This is a genomic window from Pseudomonas sp. RGM 3321 (assembly GCF_022836805.1).
Lineage (GTDB): Bacteria > Pseudomonadota > Gammaproteobacteria > Pseudomonadales > Pseudomonadaceae > Aquipseudomonas.
Map to the genome: position 1 here is coordinate 18,572 of NZ_JALHBH010000109.1, position 16,588 is coordinate 35,159.

General features: G+C 51.7%; 13 protein-coding genes. 8 read left to right on the forward strand and 5 right to left on the reverse strand.

Features of this window, described 5'->3' with window-relative positions; translation table 11 throughout:
- The first annotated feature begins 158 nt into the window (after positions 1-158).
- The 5 genes from RGM3321_RS13455 (at position 159) to RGM3321_RS13475 (ending at position 7,529) form a co-directional block, all read left to right on the forward strand.
- Positions 159-1,877 (forward strand): hypothetical protein, encoded by a 1,719-nt coding sequence (locus tag RGM3321_RS13455; RefSeq protein ID WP_244393426.1) that lies wholly within the window; start codon positions 159-161, stop codon positions 1,875-1,877.
- Positions 1,878-2,887: 1,010 nt separating this feature from the next.
- Positions 2,888-4,498: an ATP-binding protein gene (locus RGM3321_RS13460; RefSeq protein ID WP_244393427.1), complete on the forward strand. Its 1,611-nt coding sequence runs from the start codon at positions 2,888-2,890 to the stop codon at positions 4,496-4,498.
- Positions 4,485-5,429, forward strand: a complete 945-nt coding sequence (locus RGM3321_RS13465; protein WP_244393429.1) for a hypothetical protein — start codon at positions 4,485-4,487, stop codon at positions 5,427-5,429. The genes RGM3321_RS13460 and RGM3321_RS13465 overlap by 14 nt, the downstream gene beginning before the upstream one ends.
- Before the next feature lie 156 nt (positions 5,430-5,585).
- Positions 5,586-6,026 (forward strand): YqaA family protein, encoded by a 441-nt coding sequence (locus tag RGM3321_RS13470; RefSeq protein ID WP_244393431.1) that lies wholly within the window; start codon positions 5,586-5,588, stop codon positions 6,024-6,026.
- Between the two features lie 150 nt (positions 6,027-6,176).
- Positions 6,177-7,529 carry a Fic family protein gene (locus RGM3321_RS13475; RefSeq protein WP_244393433.1) on the forward strand — a complete coding sequence of 451 codons (1,353 nt, stop codon included), beginning with the start codon at positions 6,177-6,179 and terminating at the stop codon, positions 7,527-7,529.
- On the opposite strand, the gene RGM3321_RS13480 is transcribed toward RGM3321_RS13475, so the two are convergent.
- From RGM3321_RS13480 to RGM3321_RS13490, 3 genes are all read right to left on the reverse strand, one after another.
- Positions 7,521-8,768, reverse strand: a complete 1,248-nt coding sequence (locus RGM3321_RS13480; protein WP_244393435.1) for a polysaccharide lyase family 1 protein — start codon at positions 8,766-8,768, stop codon at positions 7,521-7,523. The genes RGM3321_RS13475 and RGM3321_RS13480 overlap by 9 nt on opposite strands.
- Before the next feature lie 155 nt (positions 8,769-8,923).
- On the reverse strand, positions 8,924-10,072 hold the full coding sequence (yiaY, locus tag RGM3321_RS13485; RefSeq protein ID WP_244393436.1) for an L-threonine dehydrogenase: 1,149 nt from the start codon (positions 10,070-10,072) through the stop codon (positions 8,924-8,926).
- 150 nt (positions 10,073-10,222) lie between these two features.
- Positions 10,223-11,443 carry an SAM-dependent methyltransferase gene (locus RGM3321_RS13490; protein WP_244393438.1) on the reverse strand — a complete coding sequence of 407 codons (1,221 nt, stop codon included), beginning with the start codon at positions 11,441-11,443 and terminating at the stop codon, positions 10,223-10,225.
- A 406-nt stretch (positions 11,444-11,849) separates the two neighbouring features.
- Between RGM3321_RS13490 and RGM3321_RS13495 the strand changes: the two genes are divergently transcribed.
- Both RGM3321_RS13495 and RGM3321_RS13500 read left to right on the forward strand, forming a co-directional pair.
- A complete protein-coding gene (locus RGM3321_RS13495) occupies positions 11,850-12,173 on the forward strand; it encodes a hypothetical protein (protein WP_244393439.1) in 324 nt (107 codons plus the stop codon).
- 117 nt (positions 12,174-12,290) lie between these two features.
- On the forward strand, positions 12,291-12,491 hold the full coding sequence (locus RGM3321_RS13500) for a hypothetical protein (protein ID WP_244393441.1): 201 nt from the start codon (positions 12,291-12,293) through the stop codon (positions 12,489-12,491).
- 100 nt (positions 12,492-12,591) lie between these two features.
- On the opposite strand, the gene RGM3321_RS13505 is transcribed toward RGM3321_RS13500, so the two are convergent.
- Both RGM3321_RS13505 and RGM3321_RS13510 read right to left on the reverse strand, forming a co-directional pair.
- Positions 12,592-13,209 (reverse strand): TPM domain-containing protein, encoded by a 618-nt coding sequence (locus tag RGM3321_RS13505; protein WP_244393443.1) that lies wholly within the window; start codon positions 13,207-13,209, stop codon positions 12,592-12,594.
- Between the two features lie 26 nt (positions 13,210-13,235).
- Positions 13,236-13,928 carry a TPM domain-containing protein gene (locus tag RGM3321_RS13510; protein ID WP_244393553.1) on the reverse strand — a complete coding sequence of 231 codons (693 nt, stop codon included), beginning with the start codon at positions 13,926-13,928 and terminating at the stop codon, positions 13,236-13,238.
- A gap of 321 nt (positions 13,929-14,249) precedes the next feature.
- Here RGM3321_RS13510 and bglX point away from each other — a divergent pair, with 321 nt between their 5' ends.
- Complete coding sequence (bglX, locus tag RGM3321_RS13515; protein WP_244393445.1) at positions 14,250-16,547, forward strand: beta-glucosidase BglX; 2,298 nt, start codon at positions 14,250-14,252, stop codon at positions 16,545-16,547.
- Positions 16,548-16,588 lie beyond the last annotated feature (41 nt).

Below are 16,588 nucleotides of genomic sequence, written 5' to 3' on the forward strand. Positions count from 1 at the left end.
CCGAAACATGCGAATTTTTGTAACCTGTAGATGCCCAACTCCGCACTTGACACGTCTGCCAACATCAGGACATAAATACTTGACAAGCGGCGACTGATCGCTTCTGCTAAGCTATTAGCACAACGGAGTAATTTTCCAACGAAAAATCTAGGTGATCAATGGAACTGAGAACACACATCGATACCCTGATAGACGCCGAACTTGAAAAAAACATTGCCTTGTTGGGCCCAACGGAAGTAGCTCTAAATTTTTTGTTAGAACTGGTAGAACAGCAATACAGCCATGGAAACTTTGAAGCAGGTGAGAGCTTACGTCCCGCTCTTGATATTTATACGCCAAAAATCATTAATGGCCTCAAACCTGAACTCGCTTCCACGGGCCTTACGACGCTGGATTGGCCTAAGATTTTTTCGTTTTCTTCAGCGTATTATCATATACGCGATCTTATCTATTTGTCGTTCGACAACACAGAAGCTGTTGAATGGTCTAAAATTGACTCTACGATAAGTATAAAACTGCGAGATACTAGTTTCTCTGAGCAAATTGTATATGAGCACCAGCTATTTGCACTCAACTCAGCAGAACTCTTGGACGAAACATCTTTGTCAGAAGACGAGTTCCACGAATTACTCAGCACCACTGGGCGCTGGGACTATCACAACCCCAACATGGAAAAAATACTTACCGAAATCACTTTCAGAACCAACAAGAAAATACAGGGATTTTTCTCTTACATCTCAGAGGATAGCGAAGCCAGCCTGGGGAATTATAGCTACAGCGAATTCCATAAGGTTTATCACAGCCTACTGACATTCGCCATGTACGAAAGATACCACGCTTCAGCTAATAAATTATCATGTGTCATCACCTTGACCGAAGCCGAAATCAGCCACGAAGTAAGCAATATCACCAATGTCTCACTCGAAAAATGCTCAACTATTTTGAAAGACATCGCCATCAGCTCGCGCGGAACTTTCAACCACATACCAAAACAAAATAAATATTTCTTATTACCTTTCAGCTTTTCTTTGAAGGATGGCATTTCGTCGATACTGAAGCACTGTGCTGGCAGAAACGCCGATCATTTCTCTGGTCAATTCGCCGGCATAATCGGCGACGCTTTAGTAGAGGAAGTATCTCAATTATTTTCTCAGTTCAGAAATTTTAAAACTGAAAAAGAAATTCTTCTTCAAAGCTACGACACATCCCTGCCCGACATCGACGTTCTCGCACTATCTTACGAGCCATCGCTGGGGTTTCATGCATTTGCTTGCGAGGTGAAAAACAATCTACCCGCTACGTGGGCCAAAGAGTATTTAAAATCAAAAGGTAAGAAAGGCGCCATAACAAAAGCGCTAGAGCAAACTGAAAAATTAAAGGATTTCTTGCAAACAGCTCCGGGCATTGAGCTTTTGCAAGTGTTAATCCAGAAAAACTTTGCTCATCTCGACTTCAACAGACTCTTCCCAACAGGCTATTGCATCACGGTCGACTTCTTGATAATCACATCCCAAAGCATGGGGGCTTTTTTCCAGGATCGCGCAACCGCCATACTTAACAACACGATGCTGAGACATATCGTATCTCGAAGCGATGGCGATACAAATTTTATTTTGAGCCATCTCTGGGATATGCAGCGCTACATCAGATCTACCTACGAAGAAAAAATTGAGTCAATTGATTTAGAAGCCACCACCATCAAATTTAGCACCCCACGTATCAAAGGTTACATGAAGATTGAGCAGCACAAGTACCTTTCAGACGGAAAACTTGAGAGTCTCGAAGATGAGTCACTAAGTTCAAGCTATCGCTTCATTGACACTCTCGGCCTTACTGACATAGCCGAGCATCAGAAATTCTTTATCACCATTCGTTAGCACGCGAACATACACTGAGGACGAACCAGTAGAGACATTCGGACTCATGAGCTGATTTCTGCTGGTGATGGCGCTGAAATCTGTCCATCTAATGATCAACGGGACAGATCACAGGTTCAATGAGCATGACCCAACCTAACTGGGCTCGCGGCTGAGCCATATCAATGAACGAAATGCCGCTTCCAAGCTGCACCTAAGTTCGCATTGGAAAAAGCGGCTAAAATACCAGTTAAAGAACTTATCTTAATGATTTCAACGGGGCGTAAGACCATTCATCCTTTACACAACTACACACCACTAAGTGATTCCACCGGAGTAAGGGTTCGATTCCCTCTACCCGCTCTACTTCTCCATCGCACTCCTCGCTTAAAAATCCAGCACATTCAATCGACGCCTGATTTCGATCGTATGTCGTATTTCCACTGCTCATCCAATCAACACCTCAAGGACGAAAATGCGTTTTGCCGTCCTGCGACTGTGTTTCCGGTTGTACATCCAGTTCCGATTACTGTGCTTACTCCTCCTTGCCCAACACCTACGGCACGGCCCTTCCCGACCCGGTGGTCGTCTGCATCTGCTTTTTTGCCTCCATAGACGAAGCCGGAGCCAACCGACCATCCCGACGTTGCTTAAGAGAATAACGGATGAGATGAAACTGCGCTGAGCTATGGATGACCATTATGATTACGCTATCTCGGGCTAGCTGCCCACTGACAACCGCAGTTAAATCAGTGTTAAAAAACACGAGCACACTCCACATTCCTGGACAGCCTCTTAAATAACGCATGCGACTTAAGAAAATTAATTCTTGTGCCGTTATCATATCAAGCTGAAATTGAACCCTTCGTAGCGCCATTCTTATACAACACGAAAGCCATGATAGGTCGGCTCATCAATAAGGCCAGAAACACCTCGCCCCTCAAGCAACGGAAAATTTACAATATTGGAAAGAAGCAGTAAGATACACGGCAATGAGCGTGCCACACCACACATAAACATGGCGGTGTTTTTTGAATACTTTTAGAATTCATGCTGTTTTTTTTCCAGGTGACGCAGACACCCCTACGTTATTGCAATTTTCTCCAGACGTTGAAATCAATATCGGTAACACAGGGGCAAGTTCGAAAATCAAACGGACAGTGAATATCGCTCGCTTGCCAAGTGAATCACGTCCTGCAAGTCCTCGCATAGCCTCATTCACAACGCTGTTCGGTGAGAACGGCAGTGGAAAAACAGAGTTACTCTTGGCGCTGTGCCAAGGCATGGCGCGCTGGACGGAAAAATCGAAATTGAGTATTCTCTGGGAAGACGACTCGGGCTTGCGACTGGCCGTTGGAACCTCACTGAAAAATTTCGCTGTAGTGGGTGAAGGCGTTCAAATAACCGATGCCAAGCCACCGAAAGTTGAAACTGCATTCTACACGACATCACCATTTGAGTTTTCACGTCGAGCCCGTCTCGCCGCCAAAGGTGTCAAAGATGTCAGCCCAAAATTTTCAGGCCAGATTAGTTTTGACCCTGTGTCTACATTTTTGGCCTTTCCACACCTCAAAGGCCGAGCCGCTTTTATCTCTAATGCAAAGGTCAGCCTCACAGCATCCATCCCGACAATCTCGGAATTGATAAAGCTCTATGGATCAGAGAAACAGCGCGAGCTAATGAGTCGTCGAGACAACTATTTCAAGCGCAGGGCAGGAGAACTTGACGCTCGACTTTTGCCACACATTAAATTCATGCTAGCGTACTTTATTACTACCAGTGCGACTTACGATACCGCTGATCACCTGTATGACTTTATCGACAGTATGATGCAGACGGATGCGTCCCACAGCCCAGAGGACAATGAACTTAGCAATCAATGGCCTGACATGCCATTCCTGAAAGAAAGCCGAGTGATGAATAGCCAGCGGGCCGAAGCAAGAAAGTGCTTTGAGCTTATTTCAACACTGTTTGATGGCAACACAAAGCGCAGCCTAAAAAAAAGCATATCCTATATAGATGAACATTTCGGAGAAATGATTCGCTGCAATGAGGGTAGTTTTGCTACGCTCACCTCACTGGGCTTTATACGCTGGTCATTCAGGGAGCTAAGCTCTGGGCAAGCCAGCATGATGTCCTTATATTGCGCCATCGCATTGACGTTAGGGCGGTTTGAGCAAAGTTCTGAGGCTTGCGCGCTTATTATCTGTATTGATGAGGGTGAGATGTTCATGCACCCGCGATGGCAGCGAGAATACATCTCCGGGCTCATCTCCTTTATCACTGACTTCTATCAGCTTTCTGAAAAAGTAACAGTGGTCATCTCTACTCACTCATTAATTGTGGCGACAGACACTCCTGCTGGCAGGCTCTTTGATCTAAACGATAAGGTATTAAAAAATGCTTTTGGGTATAGTCCAAAACAGACATTGACTGATGTATTCAACGTCGAAGAATTTACCGGAAAATTCAGCACAGAACTCCTGAAAAAAATATCAGACGTTCTAAAGCAGTCAGCACCTAACCCGGATGACTTAAAGGAAGCTTTTAAAATTGCCGAAACCCTAGCCAATCAAGACGTGCGAGAACATATTGAACGACGGCTTCTTTTGGTTGACGAGGCTAACCGTGCTAAAGACTAACCTCCTAAAGCCTATTGATATTTCTCTCCACCTAAAAACTATGGCAGCGCGTTTTGACGCCGGCGTCAAGGCTTGGCCGACGCCCTACGGCAGCGACTATCCCGCTTTCACCAAGGACCTGATGGAAATTTTAATCAGGCAAAGAGACTCGATCCTCATCGGCGATGCCAAACAACTATGGCACGTGATTGATGAACTTGAAGCTGTCGCGCCAAACTTTCATCTGTACCTAAAGAAAAGACCAGGACCTAAATCCAAGAAACGCTTACCGGAATTTGAAAATCTAATAATCAAACTGGAGTCACTTTTCAATTATAAAAAATTCATTGAAAAAAAAGGTAGTTGGAATGCTTATAAGCTGGTAGACCGTCACAATCTTAGAATCTGCCCCTACTGCCAACTCCACCATATTAACTATCATCACTCTGGCGTTAAAGGTGCATTAGAACTACGCCCCCCTTTAGATCACTTCCTACCGAAATCGCGATATCCCTATCTTGCGGTATCTCTTAAAAATCTTGTTCCCTGCTGCCATCAGTGCAATTCCTCGATTAAACTCGATACCGACCCAGGCAGAGGAATGCCCAATCCATTTGATACATCAACCACACTGAATATTTCGTTTCACGTACACCGATCAACCATTACACCTCAAACGCTCAATATCGAAGATTTGACCCTGCATGTCAAAGGCATAGGTAGCTGGATTAACTACGAGGCTTTTTTTCGTCTAAACGAACGCTACCAATGGTATTTACCTGAGATTTACGACATGTTTAATCGCATCTCTGAATTTTCAGAATATGATGAGACCATGAGATCGTTACTGAATAAAACCCCCTATATTTTAGGTTTCCATCGTACCGATGCGCCAAAGCGCACACTGGGCCTTTGTCTTGTAGCTATTGCCGAGTTTGAAGGCGCAATTTAATCCGTACACGTGCTCCTATGTAGTTTGACACGGCCTGACACTTTGAAATACCTTGCTGAGTTGGTGACACCGATTCTTTCCAGCATGTTGATCATTTGCGTCGGCGTGTACGTGGGTGTCCACGGCTGGAACGGATTGTATTCGTGAGATGACATCGTGTTCGAGCTGACCAGCTATCTGGGCCTCTTTGCCGTGGCATTTGGTGCCGCAACGCTTTTGCCGCTGCAGTCTGAAGCAATGCTGGCCGGTATGCTCCTTTCGGAACGCTACGCGACGACTCTTCTTTTGGTGATGGCAACGACGGGCAATGTTCTGGGGTCGGTCGTGAACTGGTATCTGGGGCGCTCGATTGAACGCTTTCGGCACAAGCGCTGGTTCCCCATCAGCGAGCGACACCTCGACAAAGCACAAATTATTTACAGGCGCCATGGACGCTGGGCATTGTTGCTTAGTTGGGTGCCCATCATCGGTGACCCGATCACCATGATCGCCGGTGTCCTGCGTGAGCCGCTTTGGAGCTTTCTTCTCGTTGTCACTTTTGCAAAAGCTTTACGCTATTTGACGCTGACAGCGATCACGCTGGGGTGGGCGGTATAGAGGAGATCGGCGGTGGTGACTCGAATAGTGGGTAGACACTCCAGATAGAGTGCCCGGTTTCGCTTTGATACATATTTCAATTTTGCAAAAAATTGAAATAAACCCCCAACCTCCGTACTCTCCATCTCAAATTCCTGGAAATTTGAAATCATGGTCAAGTCGCCGCCTTCGCTCATCCAGAATCCGTTCGCCATGATTATCAGCGACCACGCCGATCAGGCAGACGCCTACCTTGAGCTTGCGCAGCCCTTCGATGCGCAGGGACGTTATCTGCATTTCGATAAACTGCGGTTCAGATTTCCGAGATCGCTGGATGCAGCTCTGGCTTGGTCGGTCGTCAGGCAAGCCAGAAATCGCCAGCTAGTCACGGCCATATCTCTGGGTGAACCATCTCGGCCCTGCGGCTTTCTCTATACGCCTGCAATGCAGATGGCTGTGTCTGCCGGTGACCAGAATACGACCACAGCGGCGCTGGAATGGATGTGCTCCAGAATTGGAGAGTCCAGGCAACTGACGTACCTGCTTAACGATCTGGTCGAAGACGAGGCGATCAGCAGCAGCCAGCTTGAGGGAGCTGCAACGACTACCAAAGCAGCAAAGGAACTGCTGAAAAGAAAGCGTAGCGCCCGGACTCCCGACGAAAAGATGATCATCGGTAATTTCCGGATGATGCAACATGCGTGGGAATGCCGGGACCAGGAGCTGTCGCTTGAGCTGATAACCGACCTGCATCAGGTGGGTGTCGAAGGGATAGAAGACGAGCGTTATTGCCCAGGCGAATTACGGTCAGTGGATGACGTTGTTGTCGAGGATGGAAACGGAAACATTGTTCATCAGCCACCGCCCGCTCAAGGCATTCAGAAACGGCTTCTGTCGGTTATTGCGTGGGCAAATAACGAGCACTCGGACCTGGACAGTCCAACCTACATTCATCCGTTGATAAAAGCGGTCATCCTCCATTTCGTCATTGGTTATGAGCACCCATTTCACGATGGCAACGGTCGAGTCGCCAGGTCGTTATTTTATTGGTACCTGTTCAAATGTGGTTTTGGCGGATTCAGGTATATTGCCATCAGCACGCTTCTGAAAATCGCTCCAATCAAGTATGGAAAAAGCTACCTGTACACCGAAACAGATGACATGGACCTGACGTACTTCATCGACTATCAATGCCAGGTCATTGCGCGGGCCATCAAAGAGTTTACGAGAAATCACGAAGCGAACGTAGCTGCAATTGATCGCTTCAACGCGTTCCTTTACGAGTCGGGGCTGTACACGAAGCTGTCCGACAAACAACGAATCATCTTCAACGTGGCCAACTCATCAGACATAAAGTCTTTCACCGTGACCGATGTCAAAAACAAGCTGGGGTGTGCTTACAATACAGCGGCAACTGTACTGAATGGTTTAGTGGACCTGAAACTGTTTCACAAAATGAAGACCGGCAGTGAGTCGGTTTATTCGATGATCGATACGACTCAACTATTGAAATCATCATCGTAAACCAACACCTACCTTCCCCACGCCTGCGTCTTCCGGCACGCGCGCCCTGGCCTCTTGCGCTGAAACCGGCACCACCAGAAACTGCCGATAATCCCTGAAAGCCTCCAGTACAGATACGTCCTGAGGACGATAGTCATCGCCACTCATCTGTTGCTGATTCACCACACACGATCTTCCAATAACACTCATACACGCACCGTTTGCTCCAGTTGAACCCGGCCCAAACAAAGCAAACGCTGTACCCGGCTGATCCGTATCGTTGAACAGTGGGTGGGCTACGTTTTCAAAATCATTCCCTTCCACCAGCAACTGTGAGGACGAGGTCCGCGACATGATTGCGCCCTGGTAGGTCATGCGCTGAAAAACGTTATTGACCAGTTGAGCGCGGACTTGCGCATTATTCATGCCTCCGGAATGCGGCGCTCTTCCCGAGGCGTCGTGTATGTAGTTTTTCGACAGCGTCAGCGTGTCCTGACTGCCGAGGAACAGCCAGACCCAGTAATGATGACCATCGCAGGTCGACGAGTAAGGCGTGCGACCGTCGAACTCATTGCTGGAAATGGTGACGTGTGAAGCAGTGCCCCAGCCTGTCACGATCATTTGCCTGCCGATACGCGCAAAGGTGTTGTGGTCAATCCACACGCCATCGGCCTTGTTCAGAGTGAGTGCATCCCCGCCCCATACGACACTTGGGTTGATGTCTGAAAGCGTCAGATTACGGACAATCACGTTATGTGCGCCGTCACCGATGAACAGTCCCGCACCTTGAATGCCGGCCTTTTTGCCCACGCCTATCAGAGTCTTGTTCGATCCGACTTTCAGTGGCTTTAGCCCTGCATTGTCGTAGGTCACCATGACCGGTGGCCTGGATTGGCAGAAGTTGTTGGGACCATTGAGTGCAAGCTGCTCGCCGCCATGCGGACACTGTTTGACCATGCAACCCGGTTCGGTGGTTTCGGCGCTGCCTTTGGCAACGAGACTCCCGCGAAAGTCGAACAGGTGCTCCAGCACAATGACCCGCGGAGTTTCATCGGTACAGGCACCGCGCGAGTCGTAAGACGCGCACAGTGCAGACCGAAGCTGATCAAGTGACGAAGGGTGTACTGCCGCGGCGGCTCCGCCCCCCGTAACCCCTTTGGCAAAGCCTTCCGGCAAGTCCGCTGCCTTTAAGCACTGCACTCCTGATAAAGCCAGGGACAAAACGGCAGCACAACGAACTATGGAAAGCAGAAGCCTCATCCACATACCTTCAAGGCGAATTCGCGGGTATCGCGAGAACAACCTGTATGTTAAGTGGACAACGTCCCACCTGCCCTTTTTCCGGAGCTTTGGTCAGTTCGCGTTCAGGCTCATTGCAACCAGTTCCATTTGACTGACCCGTCTGTTGCGGCCCATCACATTGCCTGACGAAATATCTCCTGAATCTGCTCAAGATCGGCACGACGCGGATTGGTCAGACCGCACGCATCTTTCAGGGCATTGGTGGCCAGGATCGGGAAATCCTCTTCCTTGACGCCAAGCACTGCCAGCCCCGCCGGGATTTCCACAGCAGCCGACAGTGCACGAATGGCCTCGATCGCGGCCTGAGCGCCTTCTTGCGGAGAAAGGCCGCGAATATTGCAGCCCATCGCATGCGCAACATCAGTCAGGCGCGCAGCGCTGACGCTCGCGTTGAAACCCTGAACGTGAGGCAACAATACGGCGTTGCACACTCCGTGCGGCAAATCATAGAAGCCGCCCAGTTGATGTGCCATGGCGTGTACGTAGCCCAATGATGCGTTGTTGAACGCCATGCCGGCCAGAAACTGTGCGTAGGCCATGTTCTCGCGTGCAGTGATGTTCGCTCCGTTGGTGAAGGCGTCGCGCAGATTGTTGGCAATCAGTGCCATGGCCTGCAACGCGCAGGCATCCGTGATCGGATTGGCAGCCGTCGAGACATAGGCCTCTATCGCGTGAGTCAGGGCATCCATACCGGTGGCGGCGGTCAGTGACTTGGGCATGGCGACCATCATATTCGGGTCGTTTACGGATAACAGTGGCGTCACGTTACGATCAATGATGGCCATTTTTACGTGGCGCGCTTCGTCGGTAATGATGCAGAAGCGGGTCATTTCGCTGGCGGTTCCGGCGGTGGTGTTGATCGCAATCAGCGGCAACTGGGGTTTTGCCGAACGGTCGACGCCTTCATAGTCGCTGATATGCCCACCGTTACTGGCGCACAGGGCAATGCCCTTGGCACAGTCGTGAGGTGAACCGCCGCCCAGAGAAATCACGAAATCGCACTGGCGTTCCCGCAGCAAGGCCAGACCGTTCTCGACGTTGGCGATGGTCGGATTGGGTCTGGCACCGTCATACACCACCGAGTCGATGCCCTGCTCCACCAACAGCCCCGCGACCTGACTGGCCACCCCGACCTTGGCCAGCCCTGCGTCGGTCACGATCAGCGCCTTGAGAAATCCGTATTTGCGAATGGCGAGCATGGCTTCATCAATGCAGCCAGTGCCGATGATGTTCACAGCGGGGATGAAAAAGGTGCTGATCATGACGGACCCTCGTGGGTAGCTCGGATGCTTGGGTGATAGCTCAAGCATCCGCCGTGTACGAGGTACAACCATTGACCTGGCGCAACGAAGCAGCCCGATAGCAGACCGTTGGTCGAAGACTCTTCGGCTTACGTGTGCAGGGCGGCTATTTCAGCCGATGAAGCCGTCTGCCCTCAGCAGCGTTTCAAGGCACTGCTCGCTGATGCCGTAAAACGTCTTCAGCTCCTGGATACGCGCGATCAACAGGTCCGGGTTGACCGGTTCGGCACGCTTGACCGCCAGGATCATCTTGTTCTTGTTAGTGTGCTCCAGAGAGATGAACTCAAAGACCTTGCTTTCGTAACCGCACGCATCCAGCAACAAGGCACGCAGGCTGTCAGTAACCATTTCTGCCTGCTGCCCCATATGCAGGCCGTATTGCAACATCGGTTTCAGCAAGGCCGGACTCTGGATCTGCAGGCGAATCTGTTTGTGGCAGCACGGCGAGCACATGATGATAGAGGCGCCGGAGCGAATGCCCATATGAATGGCATAGTCAGTCGCGATGTCACAGGCGTGCAGCGCAATCATCACATCCAGCGCACTGGGCGCGACAGTACGCACATCGCCGTGCTGGAACGTCAGGCCGGGGTGTTCAAGACCCGCCGCAGCGTTGTTGCACAAGGTGACCATGTCCTCACGCAGCTCGACACCGATCACCTGCCCTTGCGCCTGCAAGGTATTGCACAGGTAGTCATGGATCGCGAAGGTCAGGTAGCCCTTGCCTGAGCCGAAATCTGCCACCTTGATCGGTTGATCGAGCTTGAGTGGCGATGAACTCAAGGCATGGGAAAACACTTCGATGAACTTGTTGATCTGCTTCCACTTGCGCGACATGGCCGGGATCAGCTCATGCTGCCGATTGGTCACACCAAGATCTGCGAGGAACGGGCGGCTCAGCTCCAGATAGCGCTTTTTCTCACGATCATGCCCGGCCGAAGGAGCTTCACGCTCCTGCTGAGCCTTGCTTTTGAACAGCGTGGTCTTGCCCTTCTTGCTGAATTCCAGCTGCACCTCGTCGGTCAGCGACAGCAGATGCGCGTTCTTGAACGATTCAGGTATCAGGCTGGCAATAACGCCCACCGCTTCTGCAAGAGGGAAATTCTTAGTGATATCGCGGGTCTTGTAGCGATACACGAAGGTAAGGCAAGGCTGTTCCTTGACGGTCAGTGGTTTGATGATGACCCGCTGCAATTCCGCCTCGCTGCCCACGTATTTGGCCAGCACAAGCTTGATCAGCGAGTTTTGCGAAAGGCTGGTGTCAAGCAGGCCAAGAAACTGCGCGAGGTGTTCAGGCGCAGCCATGAGTGGCGCGGGTGTGTTGACTGACATTAAGGGGTGCCTCGAACGTCCCTAGCGGGACTTGAAAAAAACATGCGCTTATTTTAGCCCGTGACGGATTGTTGGGCACCCTTATTTTTGCGGGGCCACAGAGGCCGTCCGCACTTGCCTACATTGAATATTGAAATACACATAAACGGTAAAAGTACCACTACCAACTTTCATTATTAAGCCTTGAACCGTGCACACCTTCCTTTATATTGGCCTCGGCTCAGAAAGATTGTTCAACCGATATAAAACAGAAGCATTGGCTTTACCGTACTTATTACACAAGGACCGTGCACCATGACTAATACAGCTGAAATCCTTACTGCCGAGGATATCGCACGCGTTACAACAACGCTGATCGAATATCCGAACTGAAATGGGCACTTGAAGACGGGAGCCAAAAGACATCATGAACACTTACATCACCATCAACCGCCCTGCCAGAAGCTGGTCGCCAATAGAAAGCAATACCAAGTCCAACGGCTTTGATATCGGAATGTTTGCCGCTGACTTCGTCAGACAGGACGGTCAAATTATCACCCATACCGAAGGAATGGACATCATCGAACAGCTGACACAGACGATTGCCGACTTGAGACTCGAAGACATCAGCGGCCTGAAGCCCGCCAACAGAACAAAGCATACGAAGCGCACCTCATCAACATCGCCGCAAGTTTCTTGGCGGGCATCATTCCCATGGCCTTTACCGGAGGAGTACGTAGCAAAACGTTAGAAAAAACAAGCAAGGAAAATACATTCCTCACTTTCATGTTTCATTTTTTGGGGGGGCTCTCCGTGGCGGTAAATCAGGAATATTTCAACTGAGTTACTGAACATCTTTGAACGTGCAATGGCCCCCTTCAATTCCGGCAAGTATACCTACCTGCTCCCTACTGCAGAAGAGCTGACACTGTTGTCGCAAGTCGAGCAGAGCAAAGACGCCTGGGTTCAAGAGGCTAAAAATCTGTGTCGGTTGCTGTATCGCTTTCTGGACAAGAGCGCACAGCAAAACGACTCAACGGTTTCGGTCAGCGAGCATGCTGGACAATAGAAGACCTATCTGAAATCGTTCCACTATATCAATCGCACACTCTGACATACCCCCTATTCAGAAAGGCAAGTGTCGACAAAATCGACGCCTGCCTTTGCTTTTAGCCGAGCACCACCAACCTGTTCGGCAACTCATTCCTGCCGTGGGTCACCGGAACGTGATCGGCAAGCAACTCGCCACAGGCATGGATGCAGCCGAGAAACCCCTGCAAGGTCTGCCCGTCTCTGACCTGCTGGGTAAACACGTCGACCATCGCCTTCCAGGTATCATTGTGAAGACGACTGGCAATGCCATGGTCAACCAGAATTTCGACATACCGTTCGGCCTCGCTGACAAAAACCAGAATGCCGGTTCCGTCATGGGTCTTGTGCAGGTTTTGTTCAAGAAACTGCCGACGCGCCAGGTTTCCGGCTCGCCAGCGCCTAACCGAAAGCGGCACCAGCAAGGCGGACACGTTCGACACGCGGCAGACCAGCGCCACAATAATGAACGTACTCATTTGCGCCAGCATCAGTTCGTCCGCGCTCAGCCACTGAACACAGTAATTGACCGTGCCCGGCAACAGCAGGCCGATCAGCCCGGCCCAGATCAGCGGCATGTATGCATAGTCGTCGGCACGAGCGGCCAGCACCGTAACCAGTTCAGCATCGGTGCGCTGCTCGACGCGATCAATCGCTTCGGCGACCTGCCGCTGTTCATCTCTGTTCAATAACGCCATGCTTCCCTCATTAACGAATCGATCGACTACCAGTTGCCCGAAGCCCCGCCACCGCCGAAGCGACCGCCATTGCGGTCAGCGGCCCTGTCACATGCAGGCCGGGCAGCAGCCCCCCGTTTGATACTGATGATCACGATGCCCAGCACGATGAGGGTCAGAACAATCGCGATCAGCCAGACCTGGTCGTCACTGCTCTGCTCTTCATAGGCGGACATCTGTCTCGTCGGTTCGGGATAATCCGGTATCTGACCGCCCAGAGACGCGATGACCGCCCGTGTACCGCGCTCGATGCCAATAGTAAAACGATTATCGTCAAACTCGGGCGTCATCAACATATCGATGATCAATGAGGCCTGGGCGTCATTGAGACGATTCTTCAGGGCAGCACCGACTTCCATGAATACCTTGCGCTTGTCACGGTAAACCACCAGCAGAACGCTGTCGTCTTCACCGTGCGGTCCAAGGCTCCAGGCATCGCCGAGTCGGGCGCCGAACTCTTCTATGCTGGTCCCCTGCAGATCAGCCAGGGTCACCACTACCACACGCTCGCCGGTGGCCTGCTCGTGGGCACGCAGAAGTCTGGCCAGACGAACCGTGGTCTGGCTGTCGAGCATTTGTGCAGCATCGACCACGCTGCCGGTCATTGGCGGAAAAACCAGCGCGGTGGGTTCCGCCTCGGCACGCAACCCACCTCCCAATAGCATCACCACGTACAACATCCATTGTGAAACAGACTTCAAAATCAGACCTCCGATGCTTTTTTGAATCTATTGAAACGACACGCCTTAGCCAAAACACAAGTTCCCCGGCATAATCGACCGCCAACGCCTGATGCGGTCAATAACTGATCGAACAGGGTTTGTACAAAAATCAATCAAACCGCCCATTTTCGTACACACCTTGGGGAGACTTCGTACAGTGAAGCGGATAGCAACTATTTTTGCGCCCTGTACGAACCATAACGCCAAAGGTCCATAACCCAAAAACTGGCTGTCGAACATTAAACGCGAGTTGCTGACAAAAGCCTTGAGAAATCATTCATGAATAAGCTGTGTTTATTAGGTTTGCTGGTCGGGATGGCCAGTCAGTCGGTGATGGCCCAGAGCGCCGCCGTCACGGACAATACAACGCTTCAAGCCAAGAATGCCTTCATCGGCAAACTCATGAAACAAATGACCCTGGACGAAAAGATCGGCCAGTTGCGTTTGATCAGCATCAGCGCCGAAATGCCACAGCCGCAAATTCTCAAGGAAATTGCTGCAGGAAGAATCGGCGGCACGTTCAACTCCATTACCCGTTCGGAAAATCGTCCGCTGCAAGAAGCCGCTGTCGCCAAAAGCCGTCTGAAAATTCCGATGTTTTTTGCCTACGACGTGGTTCATGGTCATCGTACGATTTTCCCGATCAGCCTGGGTATGGCCGCCAGCTGGGACATGGACGCCGTCGCACTGATGGGTCGGGTCTCGGCTAAAGAGGCGAGTGCCGACAGTATCGACATGACCTTCGCGCCCATGGTGGATATTTCCCGCGACCCTCGCTGGGGCCGCAGCTCCGAAGGCTTCGGTGAAGACACCTACCTGGTGTCACGCATTTCCGACGTGATGGTCAGGTCCTTCCAGGGCAAGAACGTCGCAGCCAATGACAGCATCATGGCCGCCGTCAAACACTTCGCCCTGTATGGCGCGGTAGAAGGCGGGCGCGACTACAACACCGTGGACATGAGCATGACGCGCATGTACCAGGACTACCTGCCGCCGTACAAGGCCGGCATCGATGCCGGCGCCGGCGGCATCATGGTCGCGCTCAACTCGATCAACGGCGTCCCGTCGACCTCCAACAAATGGTTGATGCAGGACCTGTTGCGCAAGGACTGGGGCTTCAAGGGCGTGACCATCAGTGACCACGGCGCGCTCAAGGAACTGATCGACCACGGCGTGGCCAAGGACTTCCGCGAGGCCGCCAAGCTGGCGATCAAGGCGGGCGTCGACCTGAGCATGAACGACGCGGCCTATGGCGAGCAGTTGCCCGGGCTGGTGAAAGACGGTGAGGTTTCCATGAAGGAAATCGACAACGCCGTGCGTGAAGTGCTGGGGGCCAAATACGACATGGGCCTGTTCGCCTCTCCTTACGGCCGAATCGGCGTTGCCGCCGAAGATCCAGCCGACACCTATTCCGATGACCGCCTGCACCGTGCCGAAGCTCGCGATGTAGCGCGCAAGACGCTGGTCCTGCTGAAGAACCAGAACGACACGCTGCCGCTGAAGAAACAAGGCACCATCGCGGTGATTGGCGGACTGGCGCAAAGTCATCTCGACATGCTCGGCAGCTGGTCGGCAGCGGGCCGTGCCAATCAGTCGGTCACTGTATATGAAGGGCTGGCCAACGCGGTCGGCAACAAGGCCAAACTGGTTTACGCCCGTGGTGCCAACGTCAGTGACAACGAGCACATCCTTAACTATCTGAACTTCATCGAGAAGGAAGTCGAGGTTGACCCGCGTCCCGCGCAGGAAATGATCGACGAAGCGGTCAAGGTCGCCGAGCAGGCCGATGTGATCGTTGCCGTGGTAGGCGAGTCGCGCGGCATGTCTCATGAGTCGGCCAGCCGCAGCAGCCTGAACATTCCGGGCAAGCAGCGTGATCTGATCAAGGCACTCAAGGCCACAGGCAAACCCTTGGTACTTGTGCTGATGAATGGCCGTCCGCTGGTACTGGTCGACGAGCAGGAACAGGCCGATGCCATGCTCGAAACCTGGTTCCCGGGCACCGAAGGCGGCAACGCGGTGGCGGATGTACTGTTCGGCGACTACAACCCGTCGGGCAAGCTGGCCATGTCGTTCCCGCGCTCGATCGGTCAGCTGCCGGTCTACTATGCGCACTTGAACACCGGTCGTCCGTATCATGAAGGCAAGCCGGGCAACTACACATCGCACTATTTCGAGGAGCCCAATGGCCCGCTGTTCCCGTTCGGTTACGGTCTGAGCTACACGCAGTTCGACGTCTCGGACATCAAGCTGTCGGACGCCAGCATGGCACGCAAAGGCAAGCTCACTGCCAGCGTAACCGTGAAGAACACCGGCAAGGTTGCAGGCGCTACGGTGGTGCAGTTGTATCTGCATGATGTGGCTGCGTCGATCAGTCGCCCGGTAAAAGAACTGAAGAACTTCGAAAAAGTGATGCTTGAGCCTGGCGAGGAAAAAGTCGTTAACTTCACGCTCAGTGAAAACGACCTGAAGTTCTACAATAGCGAGCTCAAGTTTGCTGCGGAATCTGGCGAATTCAAGGTCATGATCGGCCTGGACTCGCAGACCGTGAAAGAAGCGACCTTCAATCTGTTGTAACGCCCGCCCGTGGCGCGTTCGCAGGCAATGGTCTGCAAACG